We start from the raw sequence: 16,199 nt of genomic DNA on the forward strand, positions 1-16,199 counted from the left end.
GCCGCGCCACTGCACACCCACCACGGGCCCCGGGCGTATATTCAAGGTAAATCAACTACCGGCAATGACGCCGAGAGGTGGACACCATGAACGTCACTGAAGAGTTCCGCACGGCCCGCGACAGTCTCCTTGAAATGCGCATGGACAACGCCCGCGCCCAAAAGGAATTTACCTGGCCCCGCTTCACCGAGTTCAACTTTGCCCTCGACTGGGTCGATGCGATTGCCAGGGACCCGGCCACAGCCAACAACCCCGCGCTTGTCATTGTGGAACAGGACGGCACGTCCACCCGGCGCACTTTCAAGGACCTTTCCCTCAAGTCCAACCAGGTGGCCAACTGGCTGCGCAGCCAGGGAATCCAACGTGGTGACCACATGATCATCATGCTCGGCAACCAGGTTGAGCTGTGGGAACTGATGCTGGCAAGCATCAAACTGGGCGTGGTCATGATCCCCACGACCACCATGATGGGCCCGGCCGACCTGCGGGACCGGGTCGAGCGCGGTGCAGCCCAGTGGGTGTGCGCGCGTGCCGAGGACGCCCCGAAATTCGCCGGCGTCCCGGGCCGCTACACCCTGGCCTGCGTCGGCGATGGCGCGGCTGGCACGCTTGAAGCTGCGGCCGGCCGCCCCGTCCTGAATTACGCGGAATCGGCTTCTGCCCCGACGGATTTCACACCCGACGCCCCGACCCTGGCCGACGAAACAATGCTGCTCTACTTCACCTCCGGCACAACGTCCAAGGCGAAACTTGTGGAGCACACGCACACCTCGTACCCGGTGGGCCACCTCTCCACCATGTTCTGGATCGGCCTGGAACCCGGCGACGTGCACCTGAACGTCGCCTCACCGGGGTGGGCGAAGCACGCCTGGTCGAACGTTTTCACGCCGTGGATCGCCGAGGCCTGCGTGTTTATCTACAACTACGTGCGTTTCGACGCCGCCGCCCTCATGGAGCAGATGGACAAGGAACACGTCACCAGCTTCTGCGCCCCTCCCACGGTCTGGCGCATGCTCATCCAGGCCGACCTCACGCTTCTAAAAAATCCGCCCACCAAGGTCGTTTCCGCCGGCGAGCCGCTCAACGCGGAGGTCATCGGCCAGGTCGAGCGCGCCTGGGGACAGCTCATCCGCGACGGTTTCGGCCAGACCGAGACCACCGTGCAGATCGCCAACACCCCAGGCCAGCCCGTGAAGATCGGCTCCATGGGCCGCCCGCTGCCGGGCTACGACGTGGTCCTTGTGGACCTGTTCACGGGCAAGGAAGCTGACGACGGCGAGCTGTGCCTGCGTTTGGACCCCGTCCCCGTGGGGCTCACGAAGGGCTACTTCGGGGACCCAGGGAAGACGGCGGAGGCCTTCCGCGGCGGCTACTACCACACCGGCGATGTGGCGAGCCGGGACGAAAACGGGATTCTGACCTATGTTGGCCGAAGCGACGATGTGTTCAAGTCCTCCGACTACAGGCTTTCCCCCTTCGAGCTGGAGAGCGTGCTGCTGGAGCACCCGGCAGTGGCGGAGGCCGCCGTCGTTCCCTCACCTGATGACCTGCGCCTGAACGTGCCCAAGGCCTACGTGGTGCTGGCGGGTTCCTACGAACCGAACGAGGGGACGGCCCGGGAAATCTTTGCGTACTGCCGCGAACACCTGCCCGTCTACAAGCGGATCCGCCGCCTGGAGTTCGCAGAACTGCCCAAAACCATTTCGGGAAAGATCCGCCGGGTGGAGCTGCGTGCCAACGAGGAGGTTCGTCACGGCAGCGGGCCGACGCAGGCCGGCCTTGGCCACGAATACCTGGAATCCGACTTCCCCGCGGGCAGCTGAACCACCCCGTGTTCCAAAAACGCTCGGTTACATATCGTCGATAAATGGGAAACGCTCCATCACAAGGTGACGGAGCGTTTCCAAAAAACCAGCAAAAAGTAACCGAGCGTCTGACGGGGCGGGCGGGCTATGCGGTCAGTGAAGTCACGTAGTCCTGGTTTTCGCCGATCCACTTCTTGACAACTTCGGTGTAGTTATCCTTGGCTCCGTCACTGAACATGGCATTCTCCAATGAGTTCAGCTTGTCCGAATCCATCTTGAAGTTCTTCAACCAGCCGTTGACGGTGGGATAATCCGTCTCGAAGCCAACACGTGAATAGCTGTGCAGGCTCTCGGCATCGCCCAGGGCGCCCTTCGGGTCCTTGAGATCCTTGACAGGGAAGGCGTCGTAGGCCCAATGCGGGCGCCACAGGGTGACAACAATGTTCTCGCCCTTGCTGGTGGCCGTCTTCAGCTCGGAGAGCATGGCAGGTGTGGAGGAGGTGATGTAGTCCATCTTGTCCAGGCCGTACCCGGGGATCACCTTGTCGGCCGTGGTTTCGGTCAGGCCTGCGCCGGGCTCGATGCCGATGATCTTGTTGCCGAACTTGTCCGCATTGGCTGCCAACTCATCAAGGGAATCTATGGGGGCATCGGCGTTGACGGCGATCGTCAGCTTGGCGTCGTCGTTCCATACACCCAGGTCAACGATCTTATCGCCGTACTGCTCGATATAGCTCTTGTGGGTGATGGGCAGCCACGTATCCAGGGACACGTCGTAGTCGCCAGTGGACAACCCGGAATATACGGGGGCCGCGTCGGCGTAATCGAGGTTGACGTTGTAGCCCTTCTCGTCCAGGATTGCCTTCCACAGCTCGCTGGCAGCAACGCCCTCGTCCCAGCCGTTGAAGACGGCAATCGAGAGGTCCTTGTTATCGCCGTTCTCCAGCTTTGCCGCCTCGGAGCCTGTGCCGCAGGCACTCAGGCCCAGCGCCAGCGTCGCTGCCATGGCAACGGCACCCAAAAATTTCTTCTTCATGATTCATTCCTTTCATTGGCAGCCCAAAAGGTGTGGCTGCCGCGATTGGTTTGTACAGCTGTTTGCGAACGCGCTTAGGCGTTCCGCCCGGTCTTGCCGGAAGATTTCTTGCCGAAGCTGGCCGTCACGCGGTCCAGGAAGATTGCCACGATCACCACGGCAATGCCTGCCTCAAAGCCCAACCCGGCATCAATGCGGTTCAGCGCCTTGACGATTTCCGAGCCCAGGCCCGGTGCGCCGACCATGCCGGCGATGACAACCATTGACAGCGAAAGCATGATGACCTGGTTGACGCCGGCCATGATGGTGGGCCTGGCCAGCGGCAGCTGGATCTGGAACAGGATTCGTGTCGGGCTGGAGCCAAAGGCATGGCCGGCTTCCACCACTTCCTTGTCCACGCCGCGGATGCCCAGCTCGGTGAAACGCACGCCCGGGGCCATGGCGAAGATAATGGTGGCGATGATACCCGGGACCACGCCCACCCGGAACATGACCAAAGCCGGGATCAGGTAAACCATGGCGGGCATGGTCTGCATGAAGTCCAGAACGGGCCGGATGACGGATGACGCCCGGTCAGAACTGGCCGCCCAGATGCCCAGCGGAATGCTGATCACCACTGCAACAACAGTGCCAATGAGCACCAGAGCCAGCGAGTGCATGGCGTTCTCCCACTGGTTCAGGCCAACCACCACGGCGAAGCCCAGCAATGTTCCTACGCCAAGCTTCCAGCCGCTTGCCCACCAGGCAATGGCGGCGAACACCACGATGATGACCCAGAACGGCGGGGTCGTCAGCAGCAGGTCGAGTCCGTCGTAGGCCCCGACAAGAACTGTCCGGATAAAGACAAACAGGCCATCCAAGGTGGTGGTCAGCCAGTTAAGGCCAACCTCAACCCATTCGCCCAGCGGGATCCTAAATGTCGGTTCCACTACTATGCGTCTCCTTCGGTCTTCGCCAGCGCGGCGGTCACAACTTGTTCCGGGATGGGTGCCACAGGGGCATCCACCACGGGGAACTCACTGGTGGTGGAGGGCACGTTGCCCAGGGCGGCCAGCAGCGTGACCCTTGGCAGGGCACCTACGAGCCGTCCGGCGTCGTTCACCACGGGCAGCGGGATCGGGCTTTCCACGGCACGCCCAAAGAGGTCGTTCAGGGCAGTGTCCGGGCTGACCGGTTCAATGCCATTGCGGACAACGGCGTTCAGGTCGGAGCTGCGCAGCTCAACCTGCTTCATGACGTCGCGGTCGCGCACCGTGCCCAGGTAGTTGCGGCGGCGGTCCACCACGAACGCGGCAGACACCTGCAGGTCACGCATGGTGCGCAGGGCGTTGCGGGGGCCTCCGGAGAGGTTGACCACGGCCAGCGGCGGCTCCATGACGCCACCGGCTGTGAGCACACGGGTCCTGTCCACGTCCTGCACAAACGCGGCCACATAGTCGTTGGCCGGGCTGGTGAGGATTTCATCCGGGGTGCCGATCTGCACGATCTCACCGTCACGCATGACGGCGATCCTGTCACCAAGGAACATGGCCTCGTTCAGGTCATGGGTGATGAACACAATTGTCTTGTCCAGCTCGGACTGCAAGAGCACCAGCTGCTCCTGCATTTCGCGGCGGATCAACGGGTCAAGTGCCGAGAATGCCTCATCCATAAGCAGGATGTCGGTCTCGGCGCACAGTGCACGGGCCAGGCCCACGCGCTGCTGCATTCCACCGGAAAGCTCCCCTGGGTACTTCGCGCCCCATCCTTCAAGGCCCACAAGAGAGAGGATCTTCTCCGCACGGGCAGTCCGCTCGGCCTTGGCCACGCCCTGCACCTCGAGTGCGTAGGCGGCGTTTTCAACCACAGTGCGGTGCGGCATGAGAGCGAAGTGCTGGAAGACCATGGAGATCTTCTGCTGGCGGACACGGCGCAGTTCCTTGTCGCTGACCTTGGAGATGTCGGTCCCGCCCACCACCACAGAGCCCTGGGTCGGCGCCCACAGCCCGTTGAGGGTGCGGATCAGCGTGGACTTGCCTGAGCCGGAGAGGCCCATGACGACGAAAATTTCGCCTTTTTTGACTTCGAACGAGGCATCGATGACGGCTGCAGTCCCTAGTGCTGTCAACTCGTCGCGCTTCTTGCCGGCCTTCAGCTTTTTAATGACTTCGGCGGGGCGCTTGCCAAAAATTTTGTATACATTGCGGACACTCAGCGCCACGTCATTTTCAACGTTTGGGCGCTCAAAATCCGGCGAAACGCGCTGTGTCTGCGTTTCGTCTTTCGTGAATTCGTACACGTAGTACCCATCTACGCGCCAGTTCGGACCCCACGGCTTAAAGCTGTGGGGCCGGACGAACGCGGTTGGTCATCTCGTGCTGCAGGCGTTGGTACGCGTCAAACTCTTCGCTTCCCCGCACGCCCCGGCCGGGGCAGCGAGGAAAGACGGCCCCGCCAAAACACGGTGAGGAACGGGAAGCTATCCCTGCCGCCAGTTGGACGGCCTGTGTCTGGCTGCCGCAGTCCCGGAGAGGATGATTCGTCATCCTCATCACGGATTGTGGCAGTTGCCCGCAGGCTTGTCGGTTTACTGGTTCGCCCTCAACGCTAACAAACACAATTTCGCTATCGGCGGAATTGTGGCCATTTTGAGCCTCAAACTCGGGGCATACACCCCCATCCCACAGCGTTGACGGGACGAGGCGAGAGTTACACTTTCGTAACCCTAGGCAACCTAATGGTCCCCTGCAGGCCAGTTTTGTGGAGTCTCTTCCCACAGTTGGCCCGGGCCGTGCCCGGGACGTGCATCAGCCGGTCCACGCTTTCACGGCCTTAACTTGATAGCTTTGATATGTGAAGATTGCTACCTGGAATGTGAACTCCCTGCGTGCCCGTGCCGACCGTGTGGAGGACTGGCTGCGCCGGACCGACGCCGATGTTCTGGCCATCCAGGAAACCAAATGCAAGGACGAGAATTTCCCTTGGGAACTCTTTGAAAACAACGGCTACGAAGTGGCCCACTTTGGGTTCAGCCAGTGGAACGGCGTAGCCATCGCCTCCCGCGTTGGCTTGACGGATGTGGAACGCACCTTCGTAAACCAGCCCGCATTCGGCAAGGGCGGCAAGGACCCCGTCCAGGAAGCCAGGGCCATCGGGGCAACCTGCAACGGCGTGCGCATCTGGAGCCTGTACGTGCCCAACGGCCGCGCCCTTGAGGACGAACACATGCCCTACAAGCTGCGGTGGCTCGATGAATTGAAGAACCAGGCCACCGGCTGGCTGGCCGAGGACCCCAATGCCCAGATCGCGCTCATGGGCGACTGGAACATTGCGCCCCAGGACGACGACGTGTGGGACATTGATTTCTTTCGCACCCAAGGGCTGACCCATGTCAGCGAACCCGAGCGGGCAGCGTTCTCGGCGTTTGAAGCGGCAGGCTTTGCCGACGTCGTCCGTCCCCTGCACCCGGGCCCGGGCGTCTACACGTACTGGGATTACACACAGCTTCGCTTCCCCAAAAAGGAAGGCATGCGCATTGACTTTGTACTGGCCTCGCCGTCGCTTGCCGCACGCGTGAGCGCCGCGGAGATTGACCGCGAGGAACGCAAGGGCAAGGGCGCTTCGGACCACGCACCCGTGATGGTGGAGCTGGGCTGACCCATGGCTGGAGGGCTGTACTTGGGCGGGGTGCAGCTCCCATTTGTCTCCAGCCTGCGCGTATACCTGCCCCGTGAGGCATACTCCACTGCCGAGTTCGCCTACCTTGAGAGCCGGATGGAACCTGAACAAAACGCCATCAGCGTGGACGCGGGCGAACTTGCCGACTCGCTGGGCCGGGTCACAAGGCTTCTGCCCAATCCGCTTCCGACGGCGGGCGGGGACCGGGTTCGCGTACTCACCATGGGCGAGGACGAGCCATTGCTGTACGCGCCCAACCAGGTGGTCGCGAGGTCAATCGCCAGTGCGGCCGACCTTGCCACAGGCACCATGGAGCAACTGGCCAGCCTTGTCTTGTCACAGGCCGAGTGGACGGTGAACCTTGAGCGCGCCGCGGCCGGGCCGCACGTGGAAATGCCGCTGCAGACGAGGTCGTCCACATGGGGCATCCCGTTTAGCTGGTTTGTGCTGGTCTATGCCAATGACCGCATGGAAGTGGTGGAGTCGTCCGGCCGGATCCTGACGGTGCGCATCCAGGTCCCGGTGTCGAGTGCCGTGGGCAGGATCGAACGGACGCTGCGGATGCTCGCAGAGATGGCCCCCGACCTTGACTTGTTTGCGGAGCTTGCGGATTTGGGGAGCTGGCTGTCGGGTTTCAATGAGGCGGGTGTGGTTGAACTCGACTACGGCACAGTGGCCAACCGGGTGCACCCCGACGACTCCCCCGCCGATGTGCACATGGGGCTGCAATGCCTGGCCGACGGCGATTTCACGGGTGCGGCGGCGGCCTACCGCCGGCTGGCCAACCGCTGGATGCCGGTCCGCCAGCTCGCCCGCGCCAGCTGAACAAACCCCTCCCCACCACCGCTGGTTGAGATTCGAATGCTAGGCCGGTGGCGTCGGTGGTGCAGTGGACTCGCGTTGGATGAGCTTAAACGGCATGGGATCTTCGTGCCTGGGGATTGTTAGCCCGTCAAGTTCCGCCAGAAGTACCTGAGCGGCAAGAAGCCCATGTTGCAAAGGCTTCTGCGCAACGGTGGACAATCCTGCCGGGGCGGAGAAGTCGTGGTCGTCGATGCCGATCAGGGACAGGTCCTGCGGTATGCGGATGCCGCGCCGTCTGGCCTCAAACATCAGCCCAATCGCCATCTCGTCCGAGCCGCAAAAAATGGCTGTCGGGCGCTCACCCGACTGGGTAAAGAGCGTTGCTGCCGCCGCGGCGCCCTGACCAACCGTGAAATCCCCGGCAACGCTCCATTCGGGACGCAGTTCCAGCCCAGCTCTACGCATGGTGGCCTCGAACGCTTCCGCGCGCAAGGACGGAACCACAAAGTTCTTCTCATCATTGATGCCGCCGCGCAGATGCCCAATTTTCTTGTGGCCCAGGTCAATTAGGTGTTGAGTCGCGGCGGCGGCCGCCGCCGCGTCATCCACGTGCACGCCCCGACAACCTCCAACAGGACCGCCGACTGCAATGATGGGAATGTTGATTCGCTGCAGTTCCGCCAGTTCCGTGGCGGAAAGTCCCAGGCAAAGAACCACGAGCGCGTCTATTTGTTTGCGCACCATTTGCTCAGTAAAACGCCGCTGTTGGCCGTGCATGTATCCGCCGAGGCTGAAAAGCAGCAAATTGTATCCATGCTCGCGCAATTCCTGGTCGATCCCTTCCAGGGCATTCGCAAAGTACCAGCGGTCGATGAACGGCACGAGCACTCCCACGGTTTTGGTCCGTCCCGTGGCCAATCGCCTGGCCGACGGCGAGGGTACGTAGCCCATTTCCTCAGCCACAGCGAACACCCGCGCACGTGTTGCCGGGTTGACTTTCGGCAAGCCCCTCAGGGCCCGGGATACCGTGGCGGTGGAGACTTGCGCGCGTGCTGCAACGTCATCAATGCTGACTCTCATAACTGCTCCTTTTCGCTGCTCCCCCGCCCCAGGGGATCGTGCGCTATTGCGGTCGGCGACCCCGTCTTTCCGGTAGTTTCCGCCGAAGCCGGATCATGCCCCACAGCCCCAGGCAGACCAGCAATAATCCTAACGCCCACATCAGTGCCGGGGCTCCCGTGAGCTCCATCCATAGCGTCACAGCGAAGAGCACTGCCGCCCAAAAACCGAGGAACCCAATGATGATGTCAAAGTCCTCAGCACTCTTTTGCTTGCTTGTGGGAATGTGCAGGCCATCTGACCTGCCCCCCCGCTTCCCCTGGGAGCGCCCCAAGGCCTACTTCACCGCCCCTGCTGTCAGTCCTGCCACGATCTTGCGCTGGAAGATCAGCACCAGGATCACCAGCGGAATGGTGACTACGGTGCCTGCGGCCATGACTGCCGTATACGGTTCCTGGTGTGGTTGGGAGCCGGCAAAGTTGGCGATTGCAACCGTGACTGTTTGCGTGTCCTTGTTGGAGAGAATACTGGCAATCAGGTACTCGTTCCACGAGGCGATGAAGGCAAGAATGGCGGTGGTGAACACTGCCGGGGCCGCCAACGGCATGATGATTTTACGGAACGCCTGCCCTTGGGTGCACCCATCGATACGGGCCGCCTCCTCCAGCTCCCAAGGCATTTCCCGGAAGAAGGACGTCAGCGTGTACACGGTCAATGGCAGCACAAATGAAATGTTCGGAATGATCAATGCCTGGTAGGTCCCATTCCAGCCAATGTTGCCAAAAAGCTGAAACAGCGGGGTGACGATGGCAACGCCCGGGAACATGGATGCCCCGAGAACCATGCCCAGCACCAGGAACTTGCCGCGGAATTTCAGCCGGGCCAGCGCATAGGCGGCGAAAACACCGAACAACAAGGCCACAATGGTGGTCACCCCCGAGACGAACAGCGAGTTCAGCAGAGCCCGGTCAAGATGGTTGCCCAGTTGCGAGGAAAAAGCTGTGGCGAAGTTGTCCCCGGTGACGTGCGTAAAGAACGGGGTGGAATCAAAGGTGTAGCCAACGTCCCGGAAGGCGGTGACAATCATCCAGTAAAACGGCAACAGGCACCAGATGACGATGACGGCGGCACTGATGTAGGTGCGACCGCTGGACCAATTCTCCCGGCGCCTGGCCACGGACTTGGCGGCCGCAGTATGGGAATTCAGGGTCGAACTTGTGGTGCTCACTTGATTTTCCCCTTTGCTCCGCCACTGGCGGACTCAACGGCGTTGGCCCCGAGAAAGCGCACAAAGATAAACGCCACGATGAAGATGATCAGGAAGGTAATGGTGGACAATGCCGCGGCGGAATTAAAGCCGACCCTGATCTGGTTCACCACCAGGATGGACAGTGTGGTGGTGCCGTTGGCACCGCCGGTCATGATGGCAGGCAGGTCGTACATGCGCAGGGCATCAAGGACGCGGAACAGGATGGCCACCATGAGCGCCGGCTTGACCAGCGGCAAGGTGATGAGCCGAAAACGTTGCCACGCCGACGCGCCGTCAACCTTGGCCGCCTCATATACTTCGGCAGGGATCATCTGCAGCCCGGCCAGAATAAGCAGCGCCATGAACGGGGTTGTCTTCCAAACATCGGCAATGATGATGGCCGCCTGGGCAGGGCCCTGGCTGCCGGTCCACAGTATGCCGGTGTGGAACAAGGTGTTCACAATGCCGTCGAAGGCGAAGATGAAAAACCACAGCTTGGCGGTGACGGCCGTGGGAATTGCCCACGGGACAAGCACCGCGGCCCGGAGCACGCTGCGGCCGCGGAAGGCGCGGGCCATGATTACTGCCATCCAGAAACCCAGGATGGTTTCCAGGACAACTGTGACCGCAGCGAAGAAGAAGGTGATGCCCGTGGCGCTCCAGAACTGGGCTCCCAACGTTCCGGGCGGGCAGCTTGCAGTTCCCGAGGACGTCTGGCATTGCTGGAACAGCCAGTGAATGTAGTTCGCGAAGCCGGCAAAGCCACCGGCCACAAAACTGCCGGATACCGGGTCCAGGCCCTCGTCCTGTTGTAAGGACATGACGATCGCGTTGATTACGGGGTACAGAATGACGATGGCCAGCACAATCAGTGTGGGAGCAATCAACAACGCCGCCGCACGCCCTTGGGTCTTTTCCTTCCGGTCGGCACCGACTTCCTTGTTCTCGCCATCCTTGCGGGCGATCCTTCCACCGGGCCGCGCCTCCGGTTCAAGTTGTGTAGACATGCTGCTTTCCTTTCACCACTTTTTTGGGTGGCATCACGTGAGCGGTGATGCGAACGCCTGCCCTGCGGCGTTCCCGGCGCGGCTGACCAGGCCGGGAACGCCGCAGGGCGCACTCGTGAGAGTTACTTTGACCCGGCAGCTGAGATGGCCGCCTGCATGTCAGTCATCGCCTGGTCAACACTCTTGCTCCCGCTGATGGCGGCGAAGCTGTTCTGCTGGATGGCCTGGGTCACGGCAGGGTAGAAAGGGGTGACGGGCCGCGGCACGGCGTTCTGGATGGATGTCAGCAGCACGGGCAGGTACGGCAGCTTGGCGACGAGAGCTGCGTCGGTGTACAGGCTTTCCATCACGGGCGCCAGGGATCCCTTGGTTGCGTAGAACTTCTGGGTTTCTGCACTGGTCATGAAGGAAACGAAGTCCTTGGCCGTGGCCTTGTGTTTGGAGTCAACGCTGACAGCCAGGCTGTGCCCACCCAGGGATGAAGCACCAGGGCCGCTCTTGCCGGGCAGGGGTGCAATGCCGAAGGTGTCTTTCACCGTGGAGGACCCATCGGTCTTGGCCAGATTGTAAACATAGGGCCAGTTGCGCAGGAACATCAATTTCCCGTCCTCGAAGGACTGCCTCCCCTGCTCTTCCTGGTACGTCACAGCCTGCTTGGGGATGTTTCCGTCCTTGTATGCCTGGACCAGGTTGGTCAGCCCTGCCTTTGCGTCGGCGGTGTCAACTGTGGCCTTGCCGTCCTTGTCAACGATGGTGCCGCCGGCGGTGTTGATGGCCTCGGCGACATTCACTGTCAGTCCCTCGTACTGGGCAAACTGCCCGGCGTAGCAGTCGATGCCCTTTGCCTTGGCGATGGAGCACATGCCCATCATTTCGTCCCATGTCTTCGGCGGGGTCGCAACCAGGTCCTTGCGGTAGTACAGGATGCCGCCGTCGGAAGTCTGCGGCGCGGCGTACAGGGTGTCCTTGTAGGTTGCCGCTGCGACCGTGGCCGGCAGGAAGCCGGTGGTGTCGATGGCCATCTTGTCCTTCAGCGGCTGCAGCCAGCCCTTGGCCGCAAACTCGGCCGTCCACACCACATCAACGCTGGCAACGTCGTAGTCGCCATTCTTGGCTTGGAAGCGCTGGACAAGGTCATCATGCTGCTGGTCAGCCTTGTCTGACTGCTCATTGAAGGTGACCTTCTCATTCGGGTGGGCGGCGTTCCATTTGTCCACTAGGGGCCGGATCACCTCTGAGTTGTCCTTGCCCTGGACGTAGGTGATGGGACCGCGGGCATCCAGGTTTTCGGACGCCGCGCCGCCGCCGGCCGTGCCGCCGCCTGTCCCGCCACTACAGGCGGACAGTGCCAGAGTGAGTGTCGCGGCAACCGCCAGCGGCATGTACATCTTTGTCATCTTGGTTCCCATGCTCGTTCTCCTAAAGTGAAAATCCTGAGTTGCAGCGCGTGGTTCATGGCTCCACCCGCAGTGGTGTTGATCACACTAGTAAGAGGTGATGCAAAAGTGCAAGCGCTTACATCAATTCGTTATCTTTTCATTACAGGCACAACAGCACGGCAACTTCTCAAACAGCCGCAGCCAAGTCGTGCTGGACCAGTGCCGTGATCTACCTGATTTACCCGCGCTCATTTGCCGATGGCGATGGCTAGGGGATGTGCGATCTACCTCGTATTTCCGGGAAATTCGAGTCCTTGAGAGACCTTGGTGTCAACGCCGTTTCGTTGTGTCCGTTCTACGTCTTCCCCAGGCTGATGCAGAGTATGACGTGGCAGATTACCGCCAGGCAGTTCCCCGACGGCTCGGCAGCCCGCAACCTTTACATCTTTCGCAACGGCAAGGCGTGGAGACGGAGGTCCACCATGAAATGGAACCCGTACTGCGATTCTGGCTGGTCCGCAGCGTCGACGGCTTTCGATTGAATGTGGTGCATGGCATGGTGAAGGCTGCCAACCTTGAACCCCCACCGCCGTTCATCGACGACGAGGGTGTCCACGAAATTTACCTGGCCTGAACCCGTGTCCTGAACGAGTACGACGGCGCCCGCACGCCGGTTGCCGAGGCGTGGGTTGAGCGTGGCGGACCCAATTTCAAATTCCATGCTGGCGCCAAACTCGGACGTATGGATCACCACGTCAAGCCGGATGGCAACGTACAAGGGACGGCGAACTCCGCGTTCGCCGTCCCGTCAACCAGTCTGCCTACTTATCGTGCTTGAAAATACCGGCAATCTTCGCACCAAGACCCTTGGCATGCTCCATGGCGTCCCCGGCGAATTCCTTTACGTTCCCTACAGCGTCCTCGGTGAATTCCTTGATGTTTTCACCACTCTCGCCAGCAAATTCCTTTGCCTTTTCTGCGGCCTCACCGGCAAATTCCTTTGCCTTCTCGGCGGCGTCAGCGGCAACGTCCTTTGCCTTCTCGGCTGCGCCGGTGGCGGCGTCGACAATGGGATTTTCAGAATTTTTCTCAGTCATGCTTTTCTCCCCTGCAGTTGATACGCTCCCCCAAGTACTCATGCACCCACGGGTGGTGATTGAAGACTAACGGACTCGTTCCGCTTTGGTGAAGCGTACCCTCGCACCAGAGCCAATGTGCAGCAGCACGGGAACTTCAACGCCCAGAAGTTCATCCAGAGCAGAGACCAGTTCAGTGATGTCCGCGGCAATTTCGTGCGGCGCAACCCCCTGCCGCGGGAGCACCCGCACCTTCAAGGCCGTGAGCTGGCGGAAGTCATAACTCGTCACTGACACCGCCAACAAGTCCGTGCGTTCCAACAGGGCGCTTTTCAAGGCCTGCTCCGCCACGGCGCAACTGAGCCCGACGACGCCGGCCGCTCCGTCGTCGTGCGCGCTTCCCTCACGCTCAAACAGTGTGTTGGCCCGGCCCTTGCCCTGGTTTGCGATCCAGGTGATCATGGCGATCACCAGGACGAGACAAAGGGCGGCGCCCGCGAACCAGATCCAGCTCTGCGACGTCACCACCAGCCGTGTGCGCCACGCGTAGTCGCTGAGCCAGGCCACCTGCGCCCCGGCCCAGCCCTGCCACCAACGGGCAGCGGAGGGGGAGGCCGCGATGACGGTTGCTCCGGCGCCGGCGATGATCAGCACGAGGCCGATCAGGATCAGCAGGAAACGGTTAATGCCCCTGGGTGTGCCATTCATACGCCGATCACCCCGCTGTCAGCCAATTTCACCGTGACCGCCGGGACAGGATCCATCCCCATGGAGGCGATTTGGGCCTCAATGGCCGCCTGGATGGCATTTTCGGAAAGCCGGATACCCGAGGTGGGGCGGATGTTGACCTGAACCTGGCGGGCGGAAACCACAACCACCACCTGTTCCCGCGTGACCCCTGCCGCCATACGGGCGCACTTGGCCAGTGCCGCCGCAATGACTTCGTCTTCGACAACAATGGCAATGCGGGGGTCGGCAATCACGTGCCGGGCCCGGCGTCCGGGAATGAGTCCGTTGCACAAAAGAACCACTCCCAGCAGGGCAACGAGCGCCCCTGCTGCTCCGAGCAGGACCGGAGGCGTGGCGCCGGGGAGATCGGCAATTGCCGCGAATGCGTCCAGGGGGTGCGCCAGCCAGGCGGGCTGACCCAGTCCTGCAAGCATCATTTCCAGCAGGCCGTATAGCGCCGCCGCCGCGATGACGATCGCCGTCGCCACTGACACGCTAGAACGTGCCGAGTGGGTTTCCCGGCGGAGGATGCGCAGGATGAAGTCGTTCCGGGTCTGCTCGCCGGAGTCCGCGCCGCCCTTGGGTTGTCCGCTCACAGGACCCGCCCGTCGTCGCTGGTGAGAAGTCCTGAGATCCGCACATCAACCCGGCTTACGTGGGATCCAGTCAGCCGCTCGAGCTGGACCAGGATGCGTTCCTTGGCGGCCGTCGCCCTTGCCAGAATGCTCCCGCCGCCTTGGGCGACCCGGCCGGGGTTCCTGCGGACATCATTGAGGGACGGCGCGCCCATGGCGGATGAGACGGAGAGGGCAAGCGCGCCGCCGTCGTCGGACCAGTGAACACGCACCGCGGCCGGGTGCACGGCAAGGACCTCTGCCGCGGCAACCTTGGCTACGGAGGTCAGTGCCTGGGTGCTGATGCGGTTGTGCCCGGCGAATTCGGTGGCTTTGGTGAGGGGCTCGCTCACGATGATGAGCGCCGTCCTGTCAGGGCATCCAGGACGCCGCGCCAATCAAGCTTTCCGCTGGCTGCGCGCCCCAGGAAGGCCCCTACGGCAATGAAGACCGCCGACACCACGAATCCCCAGAAACCGAAGGCAAAGGCCATAAACGCCAAAAAGGCTCCAAATGCTGCACACACCACGCTGAGATTCACTGGTATTCCCCGACTTCCGATGGATTGTTGCTGGTGCTGCCGTCCGTCGGCCGCGATGTGGCCGTCGCCGGTTCGATGGCGTGCCCGTGAGAGGCTTCGTGCGGCTGGGACCGCACGGCTGCGCCGAGCCTGTCGGTCAGGCGCGGGCGGGACGAGGATTTCTCGGCGTCGGGCGAGGGGATGAAGACATCGGTGATTTCAATGTTCACCTCGATGACATTGCGGCCCACCAAATCCTCGACAGCACCATAGACGGCGCGGCGAATGGTGTTGGCGAGGGTTTGCAGCGGGTACCCGTACTCTGCCACCAGGACGATGTCCACGGCAACCTCGGACTCCCCCACCTCAACGCGCACACCCTGGGTGAGGTCCGTGGCACCCACAACCTCACGAATGGCACCCATGGAGCGTGATGCGCCCGAACCAAGGGCGTGCACCCCGTCAACGCCGCGAACAGCCACACCCACCACCTTGGCCACCGCTGTCTCAGCAATGACAGTACGGCCCTGGGTGTCTTCCGAGCTAACAATCGATGAAGCCTGGTTGTGTGAGTCCATGGACCGGCCCTTTCTGTTTCTCTTACGGTAAGCCTATGCACCGCAAAGTTCAGGGGCAACGCCGGGACAATCCGTGGTCAATTTCGGGCGCGCGGTTGCAACCCCGGAGGTGCGGATGGGTTTGCGCTCGTCGGTGGCGGGGAAATGGCGGCCACGCAACCTTGGCGTGGCACAAAACACATCAATACCGTGGGTCGGAAACGAATCCGGAGGGAGCCGACCCTCGCATGGGGGTGCTCACGGCCAGAGTCGGAGAATGCCGCTTCTTAACGAAAATATCGAAAGAGTATTTCCGCCCAAAGGTGGCATTTCAAATAATGAGGAATTGGTGCATCGGGGAAATGCCCCGGAAATAAGAAAGACCCCGATTTCTCGGGGTCTTACTGGTGGCTCCGACCGGCGTCGATCCGGTGACCTTTCGATTTTCAGTCGAACGCTCTACCAACTGAGCTACAGAGCCTTGGTGATCTGAAAATCTCGTCACCAGATCCTCTTGAACCAACCAAAAGAACCAAAGCGACCCTGACGGGACTCGAACCCGCGACCTCCGCCGTGACAGGGCGGCGCGCTAACCAACTGCGCTACAGGGCCATGCTATTTACTGCGTTTGTTACATTCACATGTTTCTGTGATTTTCACGAGTTATATCGTATCAGTAAATTTCTCACTGATTTACCACTCACTCG

At 61.4% G+C, this 16,199-nt stretch carries 17 protein-coding genes and 2 tRNA genes; 3 read left to right on the forward strand and 16 right to left on the reverse strand.

Annotated features, from left to right (window positions below):
• The first annotated feature begins 86 nt into the window (after positions 1–86).
• Positions 87–1,823: an AMP-binding protein gene (locus AAGW05_RS04240; protein WP_411803235.1), complete on the forward strand. Its 1,737-nt coding sequence runs from the start codon at positions 87–89 to the stop codon at positions 1,821–1,823.
• Positions 1,824–1,950: 127 nt separating this feature from the next.
• Here AAGW05_RS04240 and AAGW05_RS04245 read toward each other — a convergent pair whose 3' ends face one another.
• The 3 genes from AAGW05_RS04245 to AAGW05_RS04255 all read right to left on the reverse strand — a co-directional run bounded on the left by AAGW05_RS04245 (position 1,951) and on the right by AAGW05_RS04255 (position 5,041).
• On the reverse strand, positions 1,951–2,841 hold the full coding sequence (locus tag AAGW05_RS04245; protein ID WP_411803236.1) for a glycine betaine ABC transporter substrate-binding protein: 891 nt from the start codon (positions 2,839–2,841) through the stop codon (positions 1,951–1,953).
• A gap of 74 nt (positions 2,842–2,915) precedes the next feature.
• Complete coding sequence (locus tag AAGW05_RS04250; RefSeq protein ID WP_411803237.1) at positions 2,916–3,770, reverse strand: ABC transporter permease; 855 nt, start codon at positions 3,768–3,770, stop codon at positions 2,916–2,918.
• Positions 3,771–3,772: 2 nt separating this feature from the next.
• A complete protein-coding gene (locus AAGW05_RS04255; RefSeq protein ID WP_411803480.1) occupies positions 3,773–5,041 on the reverse strand; it encodes a quaternary amine ABC transporter ATP-binding protein in 1,269 nt (422 codons plus the stop codon).
• Positions 5,042–5,673: 632 nt separating this feature from the next.
• Between AAGW05_RS04255 and AAGW05_RS04260 the strand changes: the two genes are divergently transcribed.
• Both AAGW05_RS04260 and AAGW05_RS04265 read left to right on the forward strand, forming a co-directional pair.
• A complete protein-coding gene (locus AAGW05_RS04260; RefSeq protein ID WP_411803238.1) occupies positions 5,674–6,477 on the forward strand; it encodes an exodeoxyribonuclease III in 804 nt (267 codons plus the stop codon).
• Between the two features lie 3 nt (positions 6,478–6,480).
• Positions 6,481–7,323 carry a hypothetical protein gene (locus tag AAGW05_RS04265; protein ID WP_411803239.1) on the forward strand — a complete coding sequence of 281 codons (843 nt, stop codon included), beginning with the start codon at positions 6,481–6,483 and terminating at the stop codon, positions 7,321–7,323.
• 39 nt (positions 7,324–7,362) lie between these two features.
• Here the strand turns inward: AAGW05_RS04265 and AAGW05_RS04270 are convergent, their stop codons facing one another.
• The 13 genes from AAGW05_RS04270 to AAGW05_RS04330 all read right to left on the reverse strand — a co-directional run bounded on the left by AAGW05_RS04270 (position 7,363) and on the right by AAGW05_RS04330 (position 16,104).
• Complete coding sequence (locus tag AAGW05_RS04270) at positions 7,363–8,382, reverse strand: LacI family DNA-binding transcriptional regulator (protein WP_411803240.1); 1,020 nt, start codon at positions 8,380–8,382, stop codon at positions 7,363–7,365.
• Positions 8,383–8,698: 316 nt separating this feature from the next.
• Positions 8,699–9,538, reverse strand: coding sequence for a carbohydrate ABC transporter permease (locus AAGW05_RS04275; RefSeq protein ID WP_411803481.1), 840 nt, complete (start codon positions 9,536–9,538; stop codon positions 8,699–8,701).
• A gap of 47 nt (positions 9,539–9,585) precedes the next feature.
• Positions 9,586–10,617, reverse strand: coding sequence for a carbohydrate ABC transporter permease (locus AAGW05_RS04280; protein ID WP_411803241.1), 1,032 nt, complete (start codon positions 10,615–10,617; stop codon positions 9,586–9,588).
• A 122-nt stretch (positions 10,618–10,739) separates the two neighbouring features.
• The gene (locus AAGW05_RS04285) at positions 10,740–12,026 is read right to left on the reverse strand and encodes an ABC transporter substrate-binding protein (RefSeq protein ID WP_411803242.1); all 1,287 of its coding nucleotides are present in this window, start codon (positions 12,024–12,026) and stop codon (positions 10,740–10,742) included.
• A gap of 409 nt (positions 12,027–12,435) precedes the next feature.
• Positions 12,436–12,717 carry a hypothetical protein gene (locus AAGW05_RS04290; protein WP_411803243.1) on the reverse strand — a complete coding sequence of 94 codons (282 nt, stop codon included), beginning with the start codon at positions 12,715–12,717 and terminating at the stop codon, positions 12,436–12,438.
• Between the two features lie 100 nt (positions 12,718–12,817).
• Complete coding sequence (locus AAGW05_RS04295; RefSeq protein WP_411803244.1) at positions 12,818–13,093, reverse strand: hypothetical protein; 276 nt, start codon at positions 13,091–13,093, stop codon at positions 12,818–12,820.
• A 66-nt stretch (positions 13,094–13,159) separates the two neighbouring features.
• Complete coding sequence (locus tag AAGW05_RS04300; RefSeq protein WP_411803245.1) at positions 13,160–13,780, reverse strand: hypothetical protein; 621 nt, start codon at positions 13,778–13,780, stop codon at positions 13,160–13,162.
• Positions 13,777–14,397, reverse strand: a complete 621-nt coding sequence (locus AAGW05_RS04305) for a hypothetical protein (protein WP_411803246.1) — start codon at positions 14,395–14,397, stop codon at positions 13,777–13,779. The genes AAGW05_RS04300 and AAGW05_RS04305 overlap by 4 nt, the downstream gene beginning before the upstream one ends.
• Positions 14,394–14,768, reverse strand: a complete 375-nt coding sequence (locus AAGW05_RS04310) for a hypothetical protein (protein ID WP_411803247.1) — start codon at positions 14,766–14,768, stop codon at positions 14,394–14,396. The genes AAGW05_RS04305 and AAGW05_RS04310 overlap by 4 nt, the downstream gene beginning before the upstream one ends.
• Complete coding sequence (locus AAGW05_RS04315; RefSeq protein WP_411803500.1) at positions 14,765–14,917, reverse strand: hypothetical protein; 153 nt, start codon at positions 14,915–14,917, stop codon at positions 14,765–14,767. Before AAGW05_RS04315 ends, AAGW05_RS04310 begins: the two co-directional genes overlap by 4 nt.
• Before the next feature lie 35 nt (positions 14,918–14,952).
• A complete protein-coding gene (locus AAGW05_RS04320; protein WP_411803249.1) occupies positions 14,953–15,513 on the reverse strand; it encodes an Asp23/Gls24 family envelope stress response protein in 561 nt (186 codons plus the stop codon).
• 384 nt (positions 15,514–15,897) lie between these two features.
• A tRNA-Phe gene (locus tag AAGW05_RS04325) sits at positions 15,898–15,973 on the reverse strand.
• Between the two features lie 57 nt (positions 15,974–16,030).
• A tRNA-Asp gene (locus tag AAGW05_RS04330) sits at positions 16,031–16,104 on the reverse strand.
• Positions 16,105–16,199: the final 95 nt, after the last annotated feature.

This window comes from Arthrobacter sp. LAPM80, assembly GCF_046736435.1.
Classification (GTDB): domain Bacteria; phylum Actinomycetota; class Actinomycetes; order Actinomycetales; family Micrococcaceae; genus Specibacter.

Bases quoted from the DNA above. Each gene is read 5' to 3' on its own strand.
- AAGW05_RS04300 (WP_411803245.1), bottom strand. From the start codon at position 13,780: ATGAATGGCACACCCAGGGGCATTAACCGTTTCCTGCTGATCCTGATC.
- AAGW05_RS04295 (WP_411803244.1), bottom strand. From the start codon at position 13,093: ATGACTGAGAAAAATTCTGAAAATCCCATTGTCGACGCCGCCACCGGC.
- AAGW05_RS04245 (WP_411803236.1), bottom strand. From the start codon at position 2,841: ATGAAGAAGAAATTTTTGGGTGCCGTTGCCATGGCAGCGACGCTGGCG.
- AAGW05_RS04290 (WP_411803243.1), bottom strand. From the start codon at position 12,717: ATGGAATTTGAAATTGGGTCCGCCACGCTCAACCCACGCCTCGGCAAC.
- AAGW05_RS04280 (WP_411803241.1), bottom strand. From the start codon at position 10,617: ATGTCTACACAACTTGAACCGGAGGCGCGGCCCGGTGGAAGGATCGCC.
- AAGW05_RS04265 (WP_411803239.1), top strand. From the start codon at position 6,481: ATGGCTGGAGGGCTGTACTTGGGCGGGGTGCAGCTCCCATTTGTCTCC.
- AAGW05_RS04320 (WP_411803249.1), bottom strand. From the start codon at position 15,513: ATGGACTCACACAACCAGGCTTCATCGATTGTTAGCTCGGAAGACACC.
- AAGW05_RS04240 (WP_411803235.1), top strand. From the start codon at position 87: ATGAACGTCACTGAAGAGTTCCGCACGGCCCGCGACAGTCTCCTTGAA.
- AAGW05_RS04285 (WP_411803242.1), bottom strand. From the start codon at position 12,026: ATGGGAACCAAGATGACAAAGATGTACATGCCGCTGGCGGTTGCCGCG.
- AAGW05_RS04270 (WP_411803240.1), bottom strand. From the start codon at position 8,382: ATGAGAGTCAGCATTGATGACGTTGCAGCACGCGCGCAAGTCTCCACC.